Here is an 18,924-nt window from a genome sequence, read left to right as displayed (position 1 = left end):
CCGCGAGTCTGCGGAAGAATATCGTTTACGCAGCGGTAACCTCGTCCACTTACGAATGGCCTATCGGTTCGGGCGGTCGGTCGCCCGGCGTTCGAGGTATGGCTGATGCGTTTGCTGATCGTTGACGACGAACCCGCGATGCACGAATCCTATCGGCGCAGCTTCGCGCCGATCGCGGACGGTGCCGCATCCGCGCTGTCGGCAATGGCGAGCGATCTGTTCGGTGAGGGAGCGGGCGACGCCGAGCAGGCAGCGGACACCCCGACATTCGCGTGCGTTCACCACATGCAGGGGCTCGACGCGGTCGGCGCGGTCGAAGAAGCGCTGCGCGACGGACAGCCCTTCGCCGTCGCGTTCATCGACGTGCGCATGCCGCCGGGGATCGACGGCAAGGAGACCGCGGCGCGCATCCGGGCGCTCGATCCGCACATCAACATCGTGATCGTCACCGGCTATTCGGATTTCTCGCCCGCCGAGATCAGCCGCGTCGCTGGCCCTCCGGACAAGATCTTCTACGTCGCCAAGCCGTTCGAGGTGGCCGAGATCGTGCAGACGGCAACAGCGCTCGGGCGCCGCTGGCAGATCGACCGCGAGCTCGAGGAAGCGCGCGCCGTGCTGGCGCAGCAGGTGGTGCAGCTCGAGGAGCAGGCGGCGGAACTTGCGGCGAACGAGAGCCGTGCGGTGCATATTGCCAACCACGACGCGCTGACCGACGCACCCAACCGGCTCGCCTTCCAGCGCGCGTTGGGCGAGCGGGTGCGGCGGCCGGGGCGGTTCGCGGTCGCGATGGTCGATCTCGACCGGTTCAAGCTGGTCAACGATACGCTCGGGCATTTGGCGGGCGACGAGCTGATCCGCGAAATCTGTTCGGTGTTGCAGGCGGCGCTGCCCGAGGGCGGGATGATGGCGCGGCTGGGAGGCGACGAATTCGGCTTGCTGTTCGATACCGCGGGCGATGAAGCGGCGGTGATGGCGTGCGACCGCGTGGTCGCAGCATGCGGCACGACGATGAAGGTGCTCGGGCATTCAGTGCAGGGTTCAGCGTCGGCAGGCGTGGTCACCGCCGGTGACGACGGGGCGCGCGATCCGGTTGATCTGCTGCGCCGCGCCGATCTTGCGCTCAACGATGCCAAACGACAGGGGCGCAACAACGCCCGCCTCTTCGACGAGAGCATGGACGAGGGCATTCGCATCCGCCGCCGGATCGAGAACGGCCTCTCACAGGCGATCGCGCGCGATGAACTGGGCATGGTATTTCAGCCGATCGTCGCCAACGGTACTTTTGAGATCGTCGGCTTCGAGGCGCTGCTGCGCTGGTATACCAAGGAGCATGGCCCGATCAGCCCGGCGATCTTCATTCCCATCGCCGAAGAATCGAACCTGATCCACGAGCTCGGCGATTGGGTGCTCGCCAAATCGCTCGAAGTGCTCAGCCAGTGGCCGGGACAATATGTGTCGGTCAACTTCTCACCGCGGCAGTTCCGCCGGCACAACTTCGTCGGACACGTGATGGAGCAGGTGCAGCGCGCAGGCGTCGAGCCGCACCGGCTGCAGATCGAGATCACCGAGACCGCGATCTTCGACGATGCCGAGCGTGCAGCCGAGACGCTGTACAAGCTGCGTCAGATGGGTTTCCGTATCGCGCTGGACGATTTCGGTACCGGCTATTCGAGCCTCTACAACATCCGCAAATTCGCCCTCGACAGCCTCAAGATCGATCGCAGCTTCATCGACGGCATGGGTCGCGAGCGGGAGTCGGCGGCGATCGTTCATTCGATCATTCACCTGGGTCGTGCACTCGGACTCGGCGTGATCGCCGAGGGGGTCGAAACTGAGATGCAGGTCGCGCTGTTGCGCGCTGCCGGGGCGAGCCACCTTCAAGGATATCTCTTCTCGCGTCCCGTCGCCGCCGAGGAGGCGCGCGTGATCGCGGAAGCCCGCTATGTCGCCGGACCGCCCGCCGACGAGGAGGCGGCCGCGACCGGCACCCACGGCTGATCGAGGACAGCGCGATGGCTTCGACGATCAATCGGCTGCGTCAACCGTCGTCGCTCGGCGCGCGGCTTGTCCTCATCATGACTGCGGTCGGCATCGCCGGCGCGTTGGGCATCACGATCCTGCTCGCCGGCGTCATCACGCCGAGCTTCAACGAGCTTGAGCAGCGCGCGGTCGCAGCTCACGTCGATCGTACGCGCGCGGCGCTGGTCGAATACGCCTCCAAAGTGGAGAGCGCGGTCAAGGACTATGGCGATTGGAACGCCAGCTACGATTACATGGCCGCGCCGAACGCCGCGTTTGAGCGGGAAAGCTTCTCGCCGCTGGCGATGGCGAACCTCGACATCAACGGCATGGCCTATGTCGGCACTGATCGCCGCATTCTGATCGCGCGCTGGATCGACGATAGCCGTGAGGAGCGCCCTGCGCTGCGGCGGCGACTGGTCGACGAGATCGGGCGGACTGACCTTGCCGCGCTGCTGAAGGGGCGCAGTGCCACTTATTACTACACGCGCCTTGGCGATGTCGTCGCCGCGGTCGGCGTGGCGCAGGTGCGGCGTAGCGACGGAACCGGTGCGCCACGCGGGTACGTGCTGATGGCGCGCGAGATCACTTCGGCACAGCTCAGCGAATTGCTGCAATTGACTGCGCGGATCGAGCTTGGTGCCGCGGGGGCCACGCCCGCGCGCAGCACGGCGACTCGGATGGCGATCGCGGTTCCGATCACCGGCGCCGACGGGCGCGCGGTGGCGCGGGCGCATTTCGTCGTGCCGCGCGACGTGTCGGTACTAGGCCGGCGGATGCTGCTGCTCGCGGTCGCTGGCTCGACGATGCTGCTACTTGTCGTGCTGGTGGTGCTTCGTCGGATGATCGCGCGGCTGGTCCTGAAGCCGCTGAACCGCGTTGAGACGCATATGCTGCACGTTCGCGCGTCGGGATCGATGACGCTGCTCCACGACGACGGGCGGCGCGATGAACTCGGCTCGCTCGGGCGGAGCTTCAATGCGATGCTGAGCCAGCTCAAGGATCTGCGCGAGCAGGTCGAGGTACAATCTTTCGCGCTCGGCCGATCGGAGAGTGCGGTGGCGGTGATGCACAATGTGCGCAACGCGTTGAACCCGATCTCGACGATCATCGGGCGCGGGATCGCGCAACCCGCACCGATCGATCGCGCGACGCTCGACCGGGCGGCGGCCGAACTGGCGCGCGATGACATCCCGGCCGCACGGCGCGCCAAGCTGGTGGCTTTCGTCGCCGCCGCGATCGAGGCGCTCGACACCGCGCGGCGCGAGCAGGTGCAGCAGCTCGGGATTGGCCGTGAGGCGATGGCGCACGTGCTCGACATCATCGGTGAACAGCAGGCGCACGCGCACGAGCGACCCGCGCTGGCGGCGTGCGACGTGACCGACATCATCGCGCAGAACGCGACGATCGCGCGCTATTCGGACGGCACGTCGATCGCGTTCAGCTTCCCCGCGCAGCCGCATCCGGTGCTCGCCAATCGCGTGATCCTGAGCCAGGTGATCGGCAATCTCTTCGCCAACGCGGCGGAGGCGATCGCGGCGGCCGGGCGGCAGAGCGGATCGCTGGCGGTATCGGTGAGCGAGGCGGACGATACGGTCATCGTCAGGATCCGCGACGACGGCGAGGGCTTCGACCCCGACACCGGCGCGACCTTGTTCCAACGCGGTTTCTCGACGCGCCGGCACAAGTCGGGCGGGCTCGGGCTGCACTGGTGCGCCAATTCGATGACCGCGATGGAGGGATCGCTGCGGCTCGAAAGCGAGGGTCGCGGCCGCGGCGCGGTGGCAATCCTGACATTGCGCGCGCCGGCGACGGCATCGCTCGCCCAGGCGGCTTAGGCGACGCGCTCCGCTGTCGCCTGGTCGCTGCCGCGCAGGTAGGGGGCGACGATGTTGCGCGCGAGATACCAACGCTGCCGCTCGGGCGGCAGCGTGGCGAAGGCGCGCACCACGCCGCGACACGCCGGCGCACCGCACCGGCACCCCATCGTCCAGCTGTCGTCCGCCAGCGTGGTCGAATAGTCCCAGGTGATCTCCTCGTTCTGCGCGATGTCGCGGATCGCGATCAGCACAACCTCGTCGGCGGCGAAGCGGAGGCCGGCGTTGGGCGCACAGCTGTGGTTGACGAGATCGTCGATCCCGCCAGACGGCCCCAGATACGCGTCGTGCGCGACCTGCAGATAGCGGTCACGCTCGCCGAGAAGTCGGCGCGGCAGCCGCTTCGCCGAGACGCGCCGGCCGCCGAAGCGCACGATCCGCTCGCCCGCGACGAAGCCCTGCGCGGCATAGACTGCCTTGCCGAGATGATTCTCCGCGACGCGGAACGGGTTCACCGCGGGGGCATAGGCATCGAGCACGCGCAGGCGTCCGTCCCGCCAGCCGAACGAGCGCAGCGGGTTGATCGTCGCGAGACCGATGATGAACCAGACGCTGGCGTGGCAGACGAGCTCGACGAAGACATAGGCGTACTCGCCGACGTCCTGGCTGCCCGATCGCGTCGCGAGCAGCAGCGTGGCGAGGTCGCCGATCGTCCACAAGCCCCATGCCGGGGACCGTTCGCGCGCGCGATCGGCGATCGCAGAGCGCCACGTCGGCCAGAAGCTGACCGGCACCACCGCGACCACCAGCATGTGTGCCCAGAACGCCTCGCGGAATACGAGCCACAGCACGATCGCCGCGAGGCTGGCCCCCATGCAAAGGCTTTCGACCGCGTCGGGCGCGCTCCAGCGCGAGCGCCGCCACAGCGCCAGCGCGATACCGAGGCAGGCGGCGGCGGAAAGGAGAAAGACGTAGGATTGCGGCGTGCGGGGATTGAGCGCCGCATAGGTGACCGCCTCGATCGTCGTCGACGTGCCCCAGATCAGCCAAGACGCGCGGTTAGGCTCGACGAGGCGCTGGCGCAGACCGGCAAGGTAGATCGCATATCCCGCGAAGCTGGCCACCACCGCGACGAAGAACCACGGATCGTCGATGACCTGAACCCCTAAACGCCCCGTTAACCACGCTATCGCGTCGCGGACTCGGCGTCCAGCGGGGGGTGAAGGCCGCAGCTTAGAGCGGCAGCGTTGGCTGCACGGCGGGCACGTGATCGAGGATGCCCGAGAGCGTCAGGCCAAGAAGCCGAATGCCGCCCGGGACGGGAAGCTCGCGAGATAGGAGGTCCTGGCCGATGGCTAGGAATTCGGCAGTGTCGGCGATCGGCCGGGGCAGCGAGCGAGCGCGGGTGCGCGTGTTGAACGACGCGTCTCGCAGCTTGAGCGTGACGGTGCGGCCCTGCTCGCCGCTGCGCGCGATGCGGATCCAGGCGGCGTCGGCGACGTGGGCGAGCGCCGCTGCCGCTTCCGCGGCGTCGGTGATGTTGACCTCGAACGTGCGTTCCGCACCGATCGATTTCGTCTGACGGTGAGCGCGCACCGGCCGATCGTCGACGCCGCGGGCGGCGCCGAACAAATAGTCGGCGTGGCTGCCGAAATGCGCGCGCAGGAAAGCGATCGGATGCGCCGCGAGGTCGGCGCCGGTCGCGATGCCGAGCCTGGCCATCTTTTCCGCCGTGACCGGCCCGACGCCGTGGAAGCGCTTGACCGGCAGCCCGGCGACGAAAGCCGCGCCGTGCCGAGGGGGGATCACGCATAGCCCGTCGGGCTTATTCTGATCGGAGGCGAGCTTGGCGATGAATTTGTTGTAGCTGACGCCGGCGGAGGCGGTGAGGCCGGTCGCCTCCCGGATACGAGTGCGGATCTGCTCTGCGATCGCACGTGCCGAGCCTAGGGCGTGGCGATCTTCGGTCACGTCGAGATAGGCCTCGTCGAGGCTAAGCGGTTCGATGCGGTCAGTGTAATCGGCGAAGATCGCGTGGATCTGGCGGCTGACAGTGCGATAGACGTCGAACCGCGGCGACACGAAGACGAGGTCAGGGCACCGCCGGATCGCGGTCACTGAAGGCATCGCCGAGCGCACGCCAAAGGCGCGCGCCTCGTAGCTGGCAGCCGCGACCACTCCGCGCGCCCGCGATCGACCCACTGCCACCGGCCGGCCGCGCAGCGCCGGATCGTCGCGCTGTTCGACCGACGCATAGAAGGCGTCCATGTCGATATGGATGATCTTGCGCACCGGGTCGCTCACAGCGGGCGATATAGGACGCCGGCGCCTGCCGCTCCACCTGCCCGGTCAGCGTGGAGTGAAGCGCAGACGGATCCCGTTCTTCGGGCGCAACGTCAGTCGGCTCACCGGTTCCGGAACGTCGCCGGGAACGGGCGCGAGATCGAACGTGCGGATCACGCTGGCGAGTATGACTACGGCCTCCTGCATGGCGAAGCCTTGGCCGACACAGGTGCGCGGACCGGCGCCGAACGGCAGCCATGCCTCCCGCATCGCGGCACGGTTTGCCGCGTCGTCGAAGCGCGTCGGGTCGAACGCGTGGGGGCAGGCCCAATTGTCCTCGTTGCGCTGGATCAGCCAAGGCGAGACGACGAGCATCGCGCCGGGGGCGAGCTGCTTGTCGCGCATCTGCGTCGGACACGTCACCTCGCGCGGCATGAAGGCGACGGGCGGATAGAGCCGGAGCGTTTCGCGAAAGACGTTGCGCGTGAGGGAGAGGCGCCGGATCGCATCCGCCGCGATCGGCCCGTCTCCGCAAATTGCCTCCACTTCGCCGCGCACGGCAGCCTGCGTGGTCTGGTCCTCTGCGAGACAGTAGAGTGTCCAGCTCATCGCGCTCGCCGATGTCTCGTGACCGGCAAGAAAGATCGTCGAGACTTGGCCCATCAGCTCGTCAAAGGTGAACGGGCGGCCGCTCTCCGGATGTCGGGCGGCAAGCAGCGCGGCGAGGATATCGTCGGCCGGCGCCGCGGCTCCCGCGTGATAGGCGTCGTAGCGCGCCTGCACGATCGGTTGAAAAACGGCGTGGATCGCGGCCGCCGCGCGCCGCGAGCGGTTGAAGAAGCCAAATGAGGGCAGCCGATAGAACCGCATCATCGACGCCGACTGAGCATGGCGCTGGAACCGGTTGAACCCGCGGTAAATGCGCTGGGCGCCCGCCGCATCGAGCGGGACCGAAAAGAGCGTGCGGAAAATCACGTCGGCGGCGACGTGCGTCATCAGTGGATCGATATCGACGGATCGCGACGGATCGTATGCGCGCAGCCGCTCAACCAGCGCGTTAGCCGCGGCCTGCATCATCGGCAGCGTGTGGCCGAGCGCGGTCTGCTGGAACGCAGGATTGATCATCGCACGCTGCGTCGCCCAATCGTCGCCGTTGGCGGAAAACACGCTGTTGCCGATCGCCGGACCGAGCGTGCGCACGAGCAGATGGTGTTTGGGAAAAGCGCGCCAGTCCGCCATGATCCGCCTCACCAGCGGCAACTCATTCGCGATATACATGTGAAGGCCGGGGGTGTGGATTTCCCCCATCTTCATCGTGTAGCTTTTGGCGAACAGAACGTGGATCCATGAATTCCATCCACGAACGAAACGCCAGAAAAGCGACGATTTCTTCGGATGCGGATCTGGGAAGGGCGGTGTGAAACGGCCGTCGCGATGCTCGCCACCGATATTCGGCAAGGCCATGCGGTCAGCCGATCGCGCGGAACGCCGCGACCGATGCATCGATCGGCTGCGCCGCGGTCATCAAACTGGGAAAGTCGAGTGGCGAGACGCGATCGCCCATGCGCAGATAGTCGAAATGAATCTCATACTTGTTCGCGTAGCCGCTGTGGTAGGTTGCGGGATCGTAGAACAGGTGGAAGCGCGGGCTGAGCAGGTCGAGGCGCGGGGTGGTATTGGGCGCGACGATCGCCATCGGATCGACGCCGAAATAGGCCGCTCCATCGGGGGGCGATCCGATATCGATCCAGCGGAAGTGCGCGCCCGCCAGCCGACGCAGCTGATCGTGGAAGCGCGTCGCATCGCGCCGGCAGGCAACGAGCGGAATGCAATGCCCCATCGTCACCAGTGCGAACGCCGGGGGCAGCGCGTCAGTGCAGCGATCGAGGAGGCGGTTCATCAGCGGTACGGCGAGGATCGAGCCGTTGCTGTGCGTCAGCAGTAGGACTTCGTCCCACTCGCCTGACAGGCTCGCCAAAATCTCGTCGGCGAAGGCGTCAAGCCGGGCTTCGAGACTGGCTTGCGCCGGTTCGCTGACAAATTCGCTGTTGAAGACGAAGAAGCGCAGCAGCCATGGCGCGTGCCAACGCGTCAGCAACGGTGCCGCCATGGCAATTCCCAGGATAACGCCGATGATAAGTGCCACGGTGGTGGGCAACCAGATCGTGACGATCGCAAAGACCAGCAATGCAAGGAGAATGGGCAGCGCGAGCGTGAGGATCGGGGGATAGAAAAGCGTGACGAGTGGGCCTTTGCCGAGCCGCTTGCCGGTGGTGAAATCAAGGTATTTCAAGTTCGCGCGATAGGCGCGCCACGCCCGCATCCCGAGCGTGAGCGGATTTCTGATCCACGCGGCGCGAACAAGATCATCCCAGCGCAGGAAGCTGTACTCGGTGTGTGTTCCGACTGATGGATCGTCGATCGACCAGTCGGTGCGGTGCTCGTTTGTCGTTCGACGGGTGGAAACAATAGCGGGGCGGCCGGTAACGGCGGCGAAGCGGGCGATCTGCTCGACAGCGAGCGCGTGATAGAAGCGCAATCCGCGGGGGTCGAACCCGCCAACGTAGAAGACTTTGCGCTTGAACCCCGCCATCACGCCTGCCTACACGATCGCATGGCTGCACGGGAACGGAATTACTGCCTGTTGCTCGATCCGACCAAATACAATCGCAATGCCGGCTGCCGCCGGCACGACAATATGTACGGCATCAATGGCGGCGGTAGCGAACGGCAACGCTGGTTGGTCGATCGGCAATTCTTTCATACGATGCGTGCTAACGGCGATCCAATGGCGCTACCGTCGTATCTTGCCTGTCTCTTGTTCGGCTGGTTCTTCTGGAACTACCACTCCTCGCCGTGGCCCTGGCGTGGCCAATTGTTGCGCCGCTTCGTGAAGGCGCGTGGGTGATGACTATCGTCACCGTAGGAAATGTGACGTTCGGGAACGATCGGCCGTTCGTGCTAGTAAGCGGTCCCTGTCAGATCGAGGGGCGCGATCATTGCCTGCGACTGGCCGAGGCGATCGCCGGCATGGCGCGCGGGGCGGGGATCCCGTTCGTCTTCAAGGCATCGTTCGACAAGGCGAACCGCACCTCGCTGACGGGGCGGCGCGGCGTCGGTATCGACGAGGGGCTGCGCATCCTGGCGGAGGTGCGCGATTTGCTCGGCTGTCCCGTGCTGACCGATATTCATGCACCGGAGCAGGCCGACGCGGCGGCTCAGGCGGTCGACATCCTGCAAATTCCGGCGTTTCTGTCGCGGCAGACGGATCTGCTGCTCGCGGCGGGACGCACAGGCGCGGCAATCAACGTCAAGAAAGGGCAGTTCCTGGCGCCGTGGGACATGGCGGCGGTGGCGGCGAAGATCGCATCGACGGGCAACGAGCGGATCATCCTGACCGATCGTGGGGCGAGCTTTGGCTACAACACGCTCGTTAGCGACCTGCGCGCGCTCCCGATCATGGCCGGTACCGGCTATCCCGTGATGTACGATGCGACGCATTCGGTGCAGGCACCCGGCGGCATGGGGCAATCGTCTGGGGGCGAGCGGCGCTTCGCCCCGGCGCTCGCGCGTGCCGCGGTGGCCGTCGGCGTCGCGGCAGTGTTTGCCGAGGCGCATGATGATCCGGATAACGCGCCGTCCGACGGGCCGGTCATGCTGCCGCTCGGATGGTTGCCTGGGCTGATCGAGTCGCTGCGGCGGATCGATGCGATAACGAAGGAGCGGTCCTAGCGCTGGACGGGTTCGTCTGGGCGTACATCCCACGCGATGACACGACCGTCGACGATCTCTCCATATGCCCCTGTTCGCAGCTTCGCCGGCGGCTGACCGAGCGCCAGAAGCGCAAACCTGGCGGCGCCGTTGCTGGTGACGAGCAGCGTCGTACCCTGCGCGGTGGCAAAGAACGTCTGCCAGGCAGTGAGGCGCGTCGCAGCGTCGACGATCCAGTCGGCCGGTGCAACGGCGCGAGTGTCCCAGTCGAATAGCGCAGAAGCGCCGATCCGTGCCCGTACTGCTGTCTCGGTCAAGCCTTCGTCCGGACCGTGATCGATCTCGCGTAGCCAGTCGACCGTCGCCGCTTGGATATGCGGCGCGATGATCGCGGCAGTTTCGCGGGTGCGGAGGAGGGGGGACGTCAGGCAACGGTCGATCGCTGTTCCAGACAGGGTTGCGGCAAGACGGTTCCCCTGCGCCCGCCCGCTGGCCACCAGCGGCAGATCGGTTCGCGCGCCGATCCGCCGCGGCTCGGCACCGGGTGGAAACGTATCCCCGTGGCGAACGATGATCGCCCTCATGAAAGGTGCGGATCGCCGTGCAGCGCGATCAACGCTTCGGCGCGGGCGATATCAGCCTCGGTGTCGATGCCGCCCAGGTCGAAGGCAGCGGGGGCGACTTCGACGGTATCAATCGCGATGCCAAGGTCGAAGAAGCGTAACTGTTCGAGGCCTTCGAGGCGTTCGAGCGCGGAGGGCGGGGCAGCCTCGAATGTTTGCAAGGCGGCTAAGCGGTAGCCGTAAAGGCCGACGTGCCGCCAGATGGGGCATGGCTGGCCCGACGCGCGAAGCGCGGCCTCATCACGGATGGCCGGCAGGATTGTCTTGGAAAACCAATGCGCACGGCCGTTCGGCGCGCGGACGCACGTCGTCCCGCTGAATGGCGTGACCTGTTTGTGCGCACGCAGCGCGTCGAGCGCGGTCCAGGACAGGCGAACCACCGGCGTCGCCACCGCGACCGCGGGATCTGTCAGTGCGGCGATCACGTGGGGAAGCGCGGCGATGGGCTGAAACGGCGCATCCCCCTGCATGTTGACGACGATCGCCGGGGGCGCCGGTAGCGTCAGCGCCGCGGCGAGCGCGCGGCCGGAGCCAGACGAGATCGTGGCATCGGTAATGATCGCCGCACAACCGACGACGGCGGCATGGTCGGCGACGCGCGTATCGTCGGTCGCGACGACGAGCGTCGCGGTGCCGCCCGCGATGCCGCGCCGAGCGAGCGCAATGGTGCGGTGGAGCAGCGTGACGCCGGCAATCTCCCGAAGCGGCTTCGACGGCAGCCGGGTCGATCCGATGCGGGCCGGAATGACGACGAGGACGCTCATGGCCGTTGCACGCGGCGGTCAGGCGACGCCGGCGCGCAGCACGTCGTGCATATGAACAACGCCGACCAGCCGATCGCCCTCATTGACGAACAGAAGGAGGACGTTCCGCTCGTGCAGCCGGCGAAGCGCCTCCGAGGCGAGTTCGTTCGGCCCGATGCACAGCGGATTGGGGCTCATGAATTGACTCACCGGCTTGGTGAGGCTGCGCTCGAGATTGACCGATCGCCGTAGATCGCCGTCGGTAAAAGCGCCGACGAGCCGCCCCTCGCCGTCGACGACGGCCGTGGCGCCGTGCCGCGTCCGGGTCATTTCAATCGTTGCGTCGAGCAGCGACGCATCGGGCGCCACCCGCGGTACGTCGCTACCGCGCGCCATAACGTCGCGCACCCGCAACAGACGGGCACCGAGCCGGCCGGCAGGATGGAAGTTGTGAAAATCGTCGGTCGAGAAACCGCGCCGCGCCATCAAGGTCATCGCCAGTGCATCGCCGAAGACGAGCTGGAGCGTGGTGGAAGTCGTCGGGCTTAATTCGATCGGGCATGCCTCACGAACCGCGGGCAGGCGGATAGCGAGGTTGGCCGCACGCGCCGCAGTGGAATTGAGGCGGGCGGTGATCGTCACCGTCTTGATCGCGAAGCGCTTGCAATAAGCGAAGATCGCCGCGAGCTCACTGGTCTCGCCCGAGCGGGTCAGGATGACGACGACGTCACCCTCCGTCACCATGCCAAGGTCACCGTGTCCCGCTTCTGCCGGGTGCAGGAACATCGCGGGCATACCGGTCGATGTGAGGGTCGCGGTGATCTTGCGCGCGATGATACCGCTCTTGCCCATTCCAGCCAGGATGACCCGCCCGGGCGCCTCAATGATCGTGCTGACGAGCTGCTCGAACCGGTCAAGGAAATCGGCGTCGGCAAAGGCCGCCTCCAGTGCGACGAGCCCGTCGACCGCGAGTGCCACCGTACGGGAGGCGACCGAGCGGCGGCTGCCTCTTGCCCGCGAGGGGCGGACGGGATCCTTGACCGTCGCCATCAGCGAACGTGCCCCGCCGCGGTCGAGAAATGCCAGGCTCGTGAAACCCGCTCCATCACGCAACGCAGCCAAATGTCGAACCGGTAATCACGGCAACGGGCCCGATCAGTTGGTGACGGCCCGGACCGCAAGGATCGGCGAGAAGAGCTGCCCCAGGATCTGCGCGAGCTTCGCTGGCGCGTTCGCACGGGCCGTAGCGATGTAGATTACGTCCTTGTCGTGCATGCCGACACGCTGCGACAGAAAATAGCTGTCGGGTCGGATCATGTTGAGGCGATAGATGACGGGGGTTGTGCCTTCCGTTCCGGTGCCCGCCGGCGTGTAGCGGAAGAGATAGACGGCGGAGGCGTCGGCGATCCGCTCGCTCGGGCCGCCGACGCGCGCAAGTGCCTCTGCAAGTGACAGCTGATTTGCACCGAAGGCGACTTGGCTGACCTTTTCACTCGCACCGAAGACAAGAAAGGTGCGTGGCCGGTTGAACAATTCGACCCGGTCGCCGGGTAGAAGCGCAATGTTCTGCGGACCGGACGCATCGACTGCAGACAGACGCGTTTCCGCCGATACACCGTCGCGGGTGATACGCACGACCATATCGTCCGGCTGGTTGACGGTGCCGCCCGCGCGCGCGAGTGCATCGAGCAGCCGCTCGCGCGGAAGGCCGAGCTCGTACCTTCCGGGGGTGCGCACATCGCCCGAAACGTAGAACACGTTGAACGCATTGGTGCGGATCGACACCAGGGCCTGCGGCCGCTGCGACAGTCCGCGCAAGCCACGCTCGATCATCCCTTCGACCTCGCCGGGCGTCTTGCCGCCGACAGCGAGGCGGCCGATGTACGGCAGCTGGATATTGCCGGCGGCATCGACGCGAACCGGGCCAAGCGGCGTGCCGCGTGCCGAAGGATTGAAGGTACCGCCCTGCGCTGGGCCGGTCGTCTGCGCCGTGAACAGCGTGACGCCGACTTCAAAGAGGTTGACGTCGAGCACGTCACCCGGACCGATGGTGTCGATCCGCCCCTCCCGCGCGAGCCGCGCAAGCGCGCCAGGAGCGGGCGGAGCGAAGGCGAGCGCCGGCGCGGACTGAGCGTCGATATCGACGATCGTGAAGCCGGTCTGGTTATGCGCGACCAGCGCTTGGTTGATCTGTGCCGCGGTCGGCCCGGCGCTAGGTAGCGTCGAGCAGCTTGCCAGCAGCGGCCCGGCGGCGAGCGCGGCAAGCACCGCGCGCGACGACCTGAAAAGTTCGGCCATTCGCATAAACAATCCCCACCCCTGGGTCTGCTCGACCCAATATCCCGCTGGTTTGCGCAAGTATCGCGTAGGTGCGGCTAAGACAATCCGCCTCGCGCGCGGCGACTAGGCTGCCGCCGCTGCCCGCTCGCCGCGGCGGGCACGCGCGCCCAGGCTTTGCAGACGGTGATGGACGTCCGCCGCCTCTTCAATCGTGTCGTAAAGCGTGACGCTGCCACCATAGACCACGGCACCGCGCTGGCAGTAGCGGAACAACGTGCTGGTATCGTGCGACACCATGACAAGCGTTCCGCGCTCGCGCCGCTCGTGCAATGCCTCCTCGGACTTCAGCTTGAAGCGCTCGTCTCCCGCGCCGGTCACCTCGTCGACGAGGTAGCAATCGAACTTGATCGCCAATGACACGCCGAAGGCAAGGCGCGCCGACATGCCGGCTGAATAGGTGCGGATCGGCTCATGCATGTACGAACCAAGCTGCGCGAAATCGCTGACGAAATCGAGGAGCTCGCGCTCGTCGACGCCGTAGATCCGGGCGATGAATTTGGCGTTGTCTGCGCCCGTCAGGCTTGGGTGGAAGGCGGTGGCGTAGCCGATTGGCCAGGACACCGACATTGTTCGCGCGATCCGGCCCGTCGTCGGCCGTTCTACCCCAGCCAGCAGCTTCATCAGCGTAGATTTGCCCGCGCCGTTTGCGCCGAACACCCCGAACGAATCGCCGGGTCGAATGACGAGGTTGACATCGCGCAGCACTTCGTTGTCGACGTTGTGCCCGTGATATACCTTGGAAACGCTGTCGAGGACGATCATCGCGAGCCTGTCGATTGTGCCGGCCGACGATAGTGGATTGCGACGAGCTGCAAAAGGTGCCGGTTTGTGTCGACGGGCGTCTCGCGGCGACCAAGGCAACCGGGGTCGCAAGCTACGCGCATGGTTTGCGCGCGGCGCTCGCCGCGACCGGTCGTGCGGCGATGGTTCTCGGTGATGCGCGGGGCGGGGTGCTGGATGCAGCTAACCCATTACCGCAGATCGTCTGGCGCCGGCTGCGTGCTCACCTGCCGCTCAAGGTTCGCCTGTGGCGCGAGGGCGAGATGCTTTTCGCGGGCGACGTGTTCAGGCTCGCCCATGCGCGCTTCGCGGCGACCGGCAAATTGTTGGAGCTTCATGCGTCGGGGCGCCCTGGCATCATCCATTGGACCTATCCGATACCCGCTCGCATCACGGGATGGATCAATCTCTACACCGTTCACGACGTGATCCCGCTGACCGATCCTGCCTTGTCGCCGATCGACGCGACGGCGCTCCGACAGCGTTTGGACGCGATCGCCGCCATTGCTGATCGCATCGTTACCGTATCTGGACACGCACGCGACGCGATCATTGATGCACTTGCCGTCGGCGCCGATCGCGTGGTTGCCATGGGCGCTGCGGCGAGTGATCTCGAGCATCAGCTACAGCCACTGCCGGCACCACTCGTTGCGGGCCGATATTTCCTGTTCTGCGGTCTTGCGGAGGCGCGCAAGAATTTGCCGCGACTGGTGGCGGCGTGGCGGGCGAGCGGCGTCGCCGAAAGGCTCGTGCTCGTCGGGCCATCGTTCGCGGGCTTGCCGATACCGGCGGACGTGATCGTTTTGCCTTATCAGCCACGCGCGATGCTGGTGACCCTGATCCGGCAGGCTCGCGCGCTTCTGATGCCTTCGCTCGCAGAAGGGTTCGGGTTGCCGGTAATCGAAGCAATGGCGCTCGGTACGCCGGTGCTCGCATCGGATCGCGGCGCGCTGGCGGAGGTTGCTGGTGATTCGGCGCTGCTCGTCGATCCGCTCCATATCGATGCCATCGCTGGCGGGCTGCGCGCCCTGAGCCGTGACCAGCACTTGCGCCGTTCACTCAGCGACCTTGGTGCGCGTAACGCTGCTCGATTCACGCCCGCGGCCTTCGGTGCTCGCGTGCGCGCACTGCACCGCGAATTCGCTGGCGATTCCCGTTTGGCGCTCTAGGCGTGGCATTCATGGGGGACAGTGCGGCCGACGTGCCGTCGATCGGCATCGACGGTTATAATCTGATCCTGCCGAATGGCACCGGGGTCGCCACCTATGGCTTGGCGGTGGCGGAGGCAGTTCGGTCGCTCGACCTGCCGCTATACGGCGTGTTCGGCATTCCGGTCGGGCGTGACCCGAAGCTTCGTGAGATCCTCTTTTATGAGGCGCTCGGTCGCGGCCTGCCGTCGCGGCGTGGACCTGCCTGGGCCCGCGGTCTGATCGATCGTGGGACAACGAGGCGCGGACTGCCTCTAGCCGAGATTGCACAGAGCGGTACGATCGAGCGACAGAGCTTTGCCGATCGGCTGCCCATCTTCGATCGGCTTTATAGCGCTGGCTTCCTGTTCGAGCGCGCCGAAAGCTATTTTCGTCGCACCCATCGGCTACTCGAAGTTGAGCTGCCCGATCCTCCGACGATCATGCATTGGACCTATCCGGTACCGGTGCGAATTGCAGGTGCGCGCAACATCTATACGCTGCACGATCTGGTGCCGCTGAAATTGCCGTTTGCGACACTTGATCGCAAACGCCTCTATTATCGGCTGATCAATCAGTGCATCGCGGTGGGCGATCATGTCGTGACAGTCTCCGAGTCGAGCCGGCGTGATATAATCGATTTGTTCGGCGTCGATCCCGATCGGATCACCAATACGTATCAGCATGCGCCGGTGCCACAGAACGGTGCCGACGACATCGTCGACGTGTCCGCCGTGTTCGGCTTACCGCCCGGCGGTTACTTCCTGTATTTCGGCGCAGTCGAGCCGAAAAAGAACATTGCGCGGCTGATCGAGGCATATCTGTCGGTCGACAGCGCAGCGCCGCTCGTCATCGTCGGCGCGCGCGGATGGCAACAGGCGGACGAACTGCGCTTGGCGGAGGCGATCGCGAAGCGCGGCGGGGCCCGCGGTGCCCGGATCGTCCAGCTCGATTACCTGCCACGACGACTGTTGATGCATCTTGTCGCGAATGCGCGTGCAGTGCTTTTTCCGTCGCTATACGAAGGGTTCGGCCTTCCTGTGCTTGAGGCGATGCAGCGCGGCGTGCCGGTGATCACGAGCAACAAGGCTTCGCTTCCCGAAGTTGCCGGTGATGCGGCAATCATGGTTGATCCGTATGACGTCGGCGCGCTTGCGGCGGCGGTACGGCGGATCGACGCGTCTGCGGCGCTGCGGTCACGCCTTTCCGCGGCCAGCTATGACCAGGCTGAGCGATTTGACTTCGATGCCCATCGCCGGCGGCTACACGCGCTTTACTCTCGCGTTCTCGCGTCGCCGCCGCGGCACGACACTTCCGGATGATCTCGCGATGGGCTAGCGTCCCACCACCGTCGGGGAGGAATTTGATATCATGGCGAGCGTGATCGGCGATCCGCCGCGAACCGCAAGCATGCTTCGTCAGGGCTTCCGTGTGCAGCGCCGTGTTATCGGCGCGCTGATCATGCGCGATCTGCACACGCGCTATGGCCGGCAGAATATTGGTTACCTCTGGCTCATCCTCGAACCGCTGCTGTTGGCCAGCGCGATCGGCCTGCTCCATTCGCGTTCGCCCAACCACTTCTCGGGCGACATCAAGCCCGTGCCGATGGCGCTGATCGGCTATTGCAACTTCATGACGTTCCGCTCGATGGTTAGCCGGTCGGACGGAGCGCTCGAGAGCAGCCTTTCCTTGTTCTACCATCGGATCATCAAACCGATCGATATCCTGGTGTCGCGCTCCCTGCTCGAACAGGCGGGGACATTCACGGCGTTCGCGATCCTCATGGGGTTGGCGGTCGCCACCGGGATCGCCAATCCGCCCGAGCGCCCGCTTATCTACCTGGTCGGTGTCGCGTTGATGTTCCTGCAGTCGTTTGCGCTATCGCTGATCGTGTGCGGGCTGACGCATGAGCGACCAGCGATCGGGCGACTGATCCACCCGATGGTCTATATCATGATGCCCCTATCGGGCGCCTTTTTTGTGATGAATGCTCTTCCGGGCGGGTTGCGCGACTTCTTTCTCAAGATACCGCTTGCCCATATTTACGAGATCATGCGCTACGGTTGGTTCAAATCGGCACGTTCCGAATATATTGACGGCCTTTATCTTGGGGGCTGGATCCTAGGCACGCTGCTTATCGGACTTCTTTTGATTTCGACGGTGCGTCAGCGTATTCATATGCCGTAGGGCACGTCGTCGGCGGCGACGAGCGGGCGGACGAGGGGAAAACAACGTGCACGGTTTCATGACGCCGGCGGAAGTTCAGGTCACGCCGCCGGTATCTCCGGCAGAGCGACTGATGCGCTTCGTTCGTCGCAACAAATGGTTCCTTATCGTCGTGGTGGCGCCGACGCTGGTGCTAGCGACCTATCTCTACGCGATGGCGTCGAACCAATATGTATCGGAAGCGCATTTTCTGGTGCGCACGCAAGGCGGCACCGCGGCGGCACCGGCGACCGGCATCAGCGCGGCTCTCGGACTGGGCGGCGCGGCCGGCGGCGCCGCATCGGGAGAGGCGCAGAGCGTGTCGGACTATCTGACATCGCACGATGTGGTCGAGACGTTGCAGAAGCGGCTCGATCTGGTGAAGCTGTTCCGGCGACCCGAGGCGGATATCGGAAGCCGGCTGCCGGTGGAGGCGCCCACACCCGAATATCTGCTGCGCTACTACCAGAAGCAGGTCGACGTTCACTATGACACCGATACCGGTATCACGACGCTGAAGGCGCGCGCTTTCCGCCCGGACGACGCGTATCGCCTTACCAGTACGCTGCTGACGCTGGGCGAGCAGCGGGTGAATGAAATCAACATCCGCGGCTTTGCGGATGCGGTCGCGCTGTCGCGACGTCAGCTCGACGAGGCCGAGCGCGCGCTTGGCCAAGTGCAGACGCAGATGACGCGTTTCCGTCAATCGGAGCGCGACGTTGATCCGGCGGGCACCGCGCAGGCGCAGATCGCGCTGGTGTCGCGCTTGTCGCAGGAGCTTTCGGCAGCGCGCGCGCAGCTCGCGACGACACAGGCCTTGATCGGCGGTAACAGCCCGCAGGTCGAGGCGCTGCAGCAGCAGATCCGAAGCCTCGAAAGTCAGCTCGCGGCGCAGAACAGCAGGCTGACGGGCGGATCGAGCACGATCGCTGCAGGGCTCGGCGGTTACGAGCGACTGCGTATACAGCAGGAACTGCTTGCCAAAAGGTACGAAGCCGCCAGTGCGAGTTACGAGGCGGCGCGGCAGAACGCGGTACGCCAGCAGCTCTATGTCGCGCGGATCGTCGAGCCCAACATGCCGGTGAAGTCGCTCTACCCAAAACGTGCGCTGACAGTCCTTACGGTGTTCTGCGCGCTGCTCGTCATCTACGCGATCGGCTGGCTCATCGCGGCTGGCGTGCGCGAGCACGCGGCGTAACCGACGGCGAGCGAGGCT

At 65.6% G+C, this 18,924-nt stretch carries 17 protein-coding genes; 8 read left to right on the top strand and 9 right to left on the bottom strand.

The annotated features are described in order from the left end of the window. Positions 1-105 precede the first annotated feature (105 nt). A complete protein-coding gene (locus tag B7L05_RS08090; RefSeq protein ID WP_085809754.1) occupies positions 106-1,998 on the top strand; it encodes a bifunctional diguanylate cyclase/phosphodiesterase in 1,893 nt (630 codons plus the stop codon). A 14-nt stretch (positions 1,999-2,012) separates the two neighbouring features. Then, complete coding sequence (locus B7L05_RS08085) at positions 2,013-3,857, top strand: CHASE4 domain-containing protein (RefSeq protein ID WP_085809753.1); 1,845 nt, start codon at positions 2,013-2,015, stop codon at positions 3,855-3,857. Here the strand turns inward: B7L05_RS08085 and B7L05_RS08080 are convergent. From B7L05_RS08080 to B7L05_RS08065, 4 genes are all read right to left on the bottom strand, one after another. Then, positions 3,854-4,960 carry an SET domain-containing protein gene (locus tag B7L05_RS08080; protein WP_256926661.1) on the bottom strand — a complete coding sequence of 369 codons (1,107 nt, stop codon included), beginning with the start codon at positions 4,958-4,960 and terminating at the stop codon, positions 3,854-3,856. The two genes, B7L05_RS08085 and B7L05_RS08080, sit on opposite strands and share 4 nt — an antisense overlap. Before the next feature lie 109 nt (positions 4,961-5,069). Then, positions 5,070-6,104: a DNA polymerase IV gene (dinB, locus tag B7L05_RS08075; RefSeq protein WP_144037197.1), complete on the bottom strand. Its 1,035-nt coding sequence runs from the start codon at positions 6,102-6,104 to the stop codon at positions 5,070-5,072. Positions 6,105-6,185: 81 nt separating this feature from the next. Further along, complete coding sequence (locus B7L05_RS08070; protein ID WP_085809750.1) at positions 6,186-7,583, bottom strand: cytochrome P450; 1,398 nt, start codon at positions 7,581-7,583, stop codon at positions 6,186-6,188. Positions 7,584-7,587: 4 nt separating this feature from the next. Beyond that, on the bottom strand, positions 7,588-8,712 hold the full coding sequence (locus B7L05_RS08065; protein ID WP_085809749.1) for a hypothetical protein: 1,125 nt from the start codon (positions 8,710-8,712) through the stop codon (positions 7,588-7,590). A gap of 51 nt (positions 8,713-8,763) precedes the next feature. On the opposite strand from B7L05_RS08065, the gene B7L05_RS08060 reads away from it, so the two are divergent. Continuing rightward, the gene (locus B7L05_RS08060) at positions 8,764-9,027 is read left to right on the top strand and encodes a hypothetical protein (RefSeq protein ID WP_256926659.1); all 264 of its coding nucleotides are present in this window, start codon (positions 8,764-8,766) and stop codon (positions 9,025-9,027) included. Further along, positions 9,027-9,851, top strand: coding sequence for a 3-deoxy-8-phosphooctulonate synthase (gene kdsA / locus B7L05_RS08055; RefSeq protein ID WP_085809747.1), 825 nt, complete (start codon positions 9,027-9,029; stop codon positions 9,849-9,851). Before B7L05_RS08060 ends, kdsA begins: the two co-directional genes overlap by 1 nt. Here kdsA and B7L05_RS08050 read toward each other — a convergent pair. The 5 genes from B7L05_RS08050 to B7L05_RS08030 form a co-directional block, all read right to left on the bottom strand. Further along, positions 9,848-10,414, bottom strand: a complete 567-nt coding sequence (locus B7L05_RS08050) for a histidine phosphatase family protein (protein ID WP_085809746.1) — start codon at positions 10,412-10,414, stop codon at positions 9,848-9,850. The genes kdsA and B7L05_RS08050 overlap by 4 nt on opposite strands. Continuing rightward, positions 10,411-11,217, bottom strand: a complete 807-nt coding sequence (gene kdsB / locus B7L05_RS08045) for a 3-deoxy-manno-octulosonate cytidylyltransferase (RefSeq protein WP_085809745.1) — start codon at positions 11,215-11,217, stop codon at positions 10,411-10,413. Before kdsB ends, B7L05_RS08050 begins: the two co-directional genes overlap by 4 nt. A gap of 18 nt (positions 11,218-11,235) precedes the next feature. Further along, positions 11,236-12,246 carry an SIS domain-containing protein gene (locus tag B7L05_RS08040; RefSeq protein WP_085809744.1) on the bottom strand — a complete coding sequence of 337 codons (1,011 nt, stop codon included), beginning with the start codon at positions 12,244-12,246 and terminating at the stop codon, positions 11,236-11,238. A gap of 105 nt (positions 12,247-12,351) precedes the next feature. Beyond that, a complete protein-coding gene (locus B7L05_RS08035; protein WP_085809743.1) occupies positions 12,352-13,494 on the bottom strand; it encodes a polysaccharide biosynthesis/export family protein in 1,143 nt (380 codons plus the stop codon). Between the two features lie 105 nt (positions 13,495-13,599). Next, positions 13,600-14,298 carry an ABC transporter ATP-binding protein gene (locus B7L05_RS08030; RefSeq protein ID WP_085809742.1) on the bottom strand — a complete coding sequence of 233 codons (699 nt, stop codon included), beginning with the start codon at positions 14,296-14,298 and terminating at the stop codon, positions 13,600-13,602. A gap of 125 nt (positions 14,299-14,423) precedes the next feature. On the opposite strand from B7L05_RS08030, the gene B7L05_RS08025 reads away from it, so the two are divergent. From B7L05_RS08025 to B7L05_RS08010, 4 genes are all read left to right on the top strand, one after another. Further along, entirely contained in the window at positions 14,424-15,485 is a 1,062-nt protein-coding gene (locus tag B7L05_RS08025) for a glycosyltransferase family 1 protein (RefSeq protein WP_144037179.1), read from the top strand. A gap of 11 nt (positions 15,486-15,496) precedes the next feature. Continuing rightward, positions 15,497-16,825, top strand: a complete 1,329-nt coding sequence (locus tag B7L05_RS08020) for a glycosyltransferase family 1 protein (protein ID WP_085809740.1) — start codon at positions 15,497-15,499, stop codon at positions 16,823-16,825. A 49-nt stretch (positions 16,826-16,874) separates the two neighbouring features. Next, positions 16,875-17,690: an ABC transporter permease gene (locus B7L05_RS08015; protein WP_085809739.1), complete on the top strand. Its 816-nt coding sequence runs from the start codon at positions 16,875-16,877 to the stop codon at positions 17,688-17,690. A 112-nt stretch (positions 17,691-17,802) separates the two neighbouring features. Continuing rightward, positions 17,803-18,906 carry a lipopolysaccharide biosynthesis protein gene (locus B7L05_RS08010; RefSeq protein ID WP_144037178.1) on the top strand — a complete coding sequence of 368 codons (1,104 nt, stop codon included), beginning with the start codon at positions 17,803-17,805 and terminating at the stop codon, positions 18,904-18,906. Positions 18,907-18,924: the final 18 nt, after the last annotated feature.

This window comes from Sphingomonas sp. TZW2008 (assembly GCF_002117915.1).
In the GTDB taxonomy this organism is placed as follows: Bacteria; Pseudomonadota; Alphaproteobacteria; order Sphingomonadales; family Sphingomonadaceae; genus Sphingomonas.
Note: the sequence above shows the minus strand (reverse complement) of the source record. Positions and strands in the feature narration are given on the sequence as shown.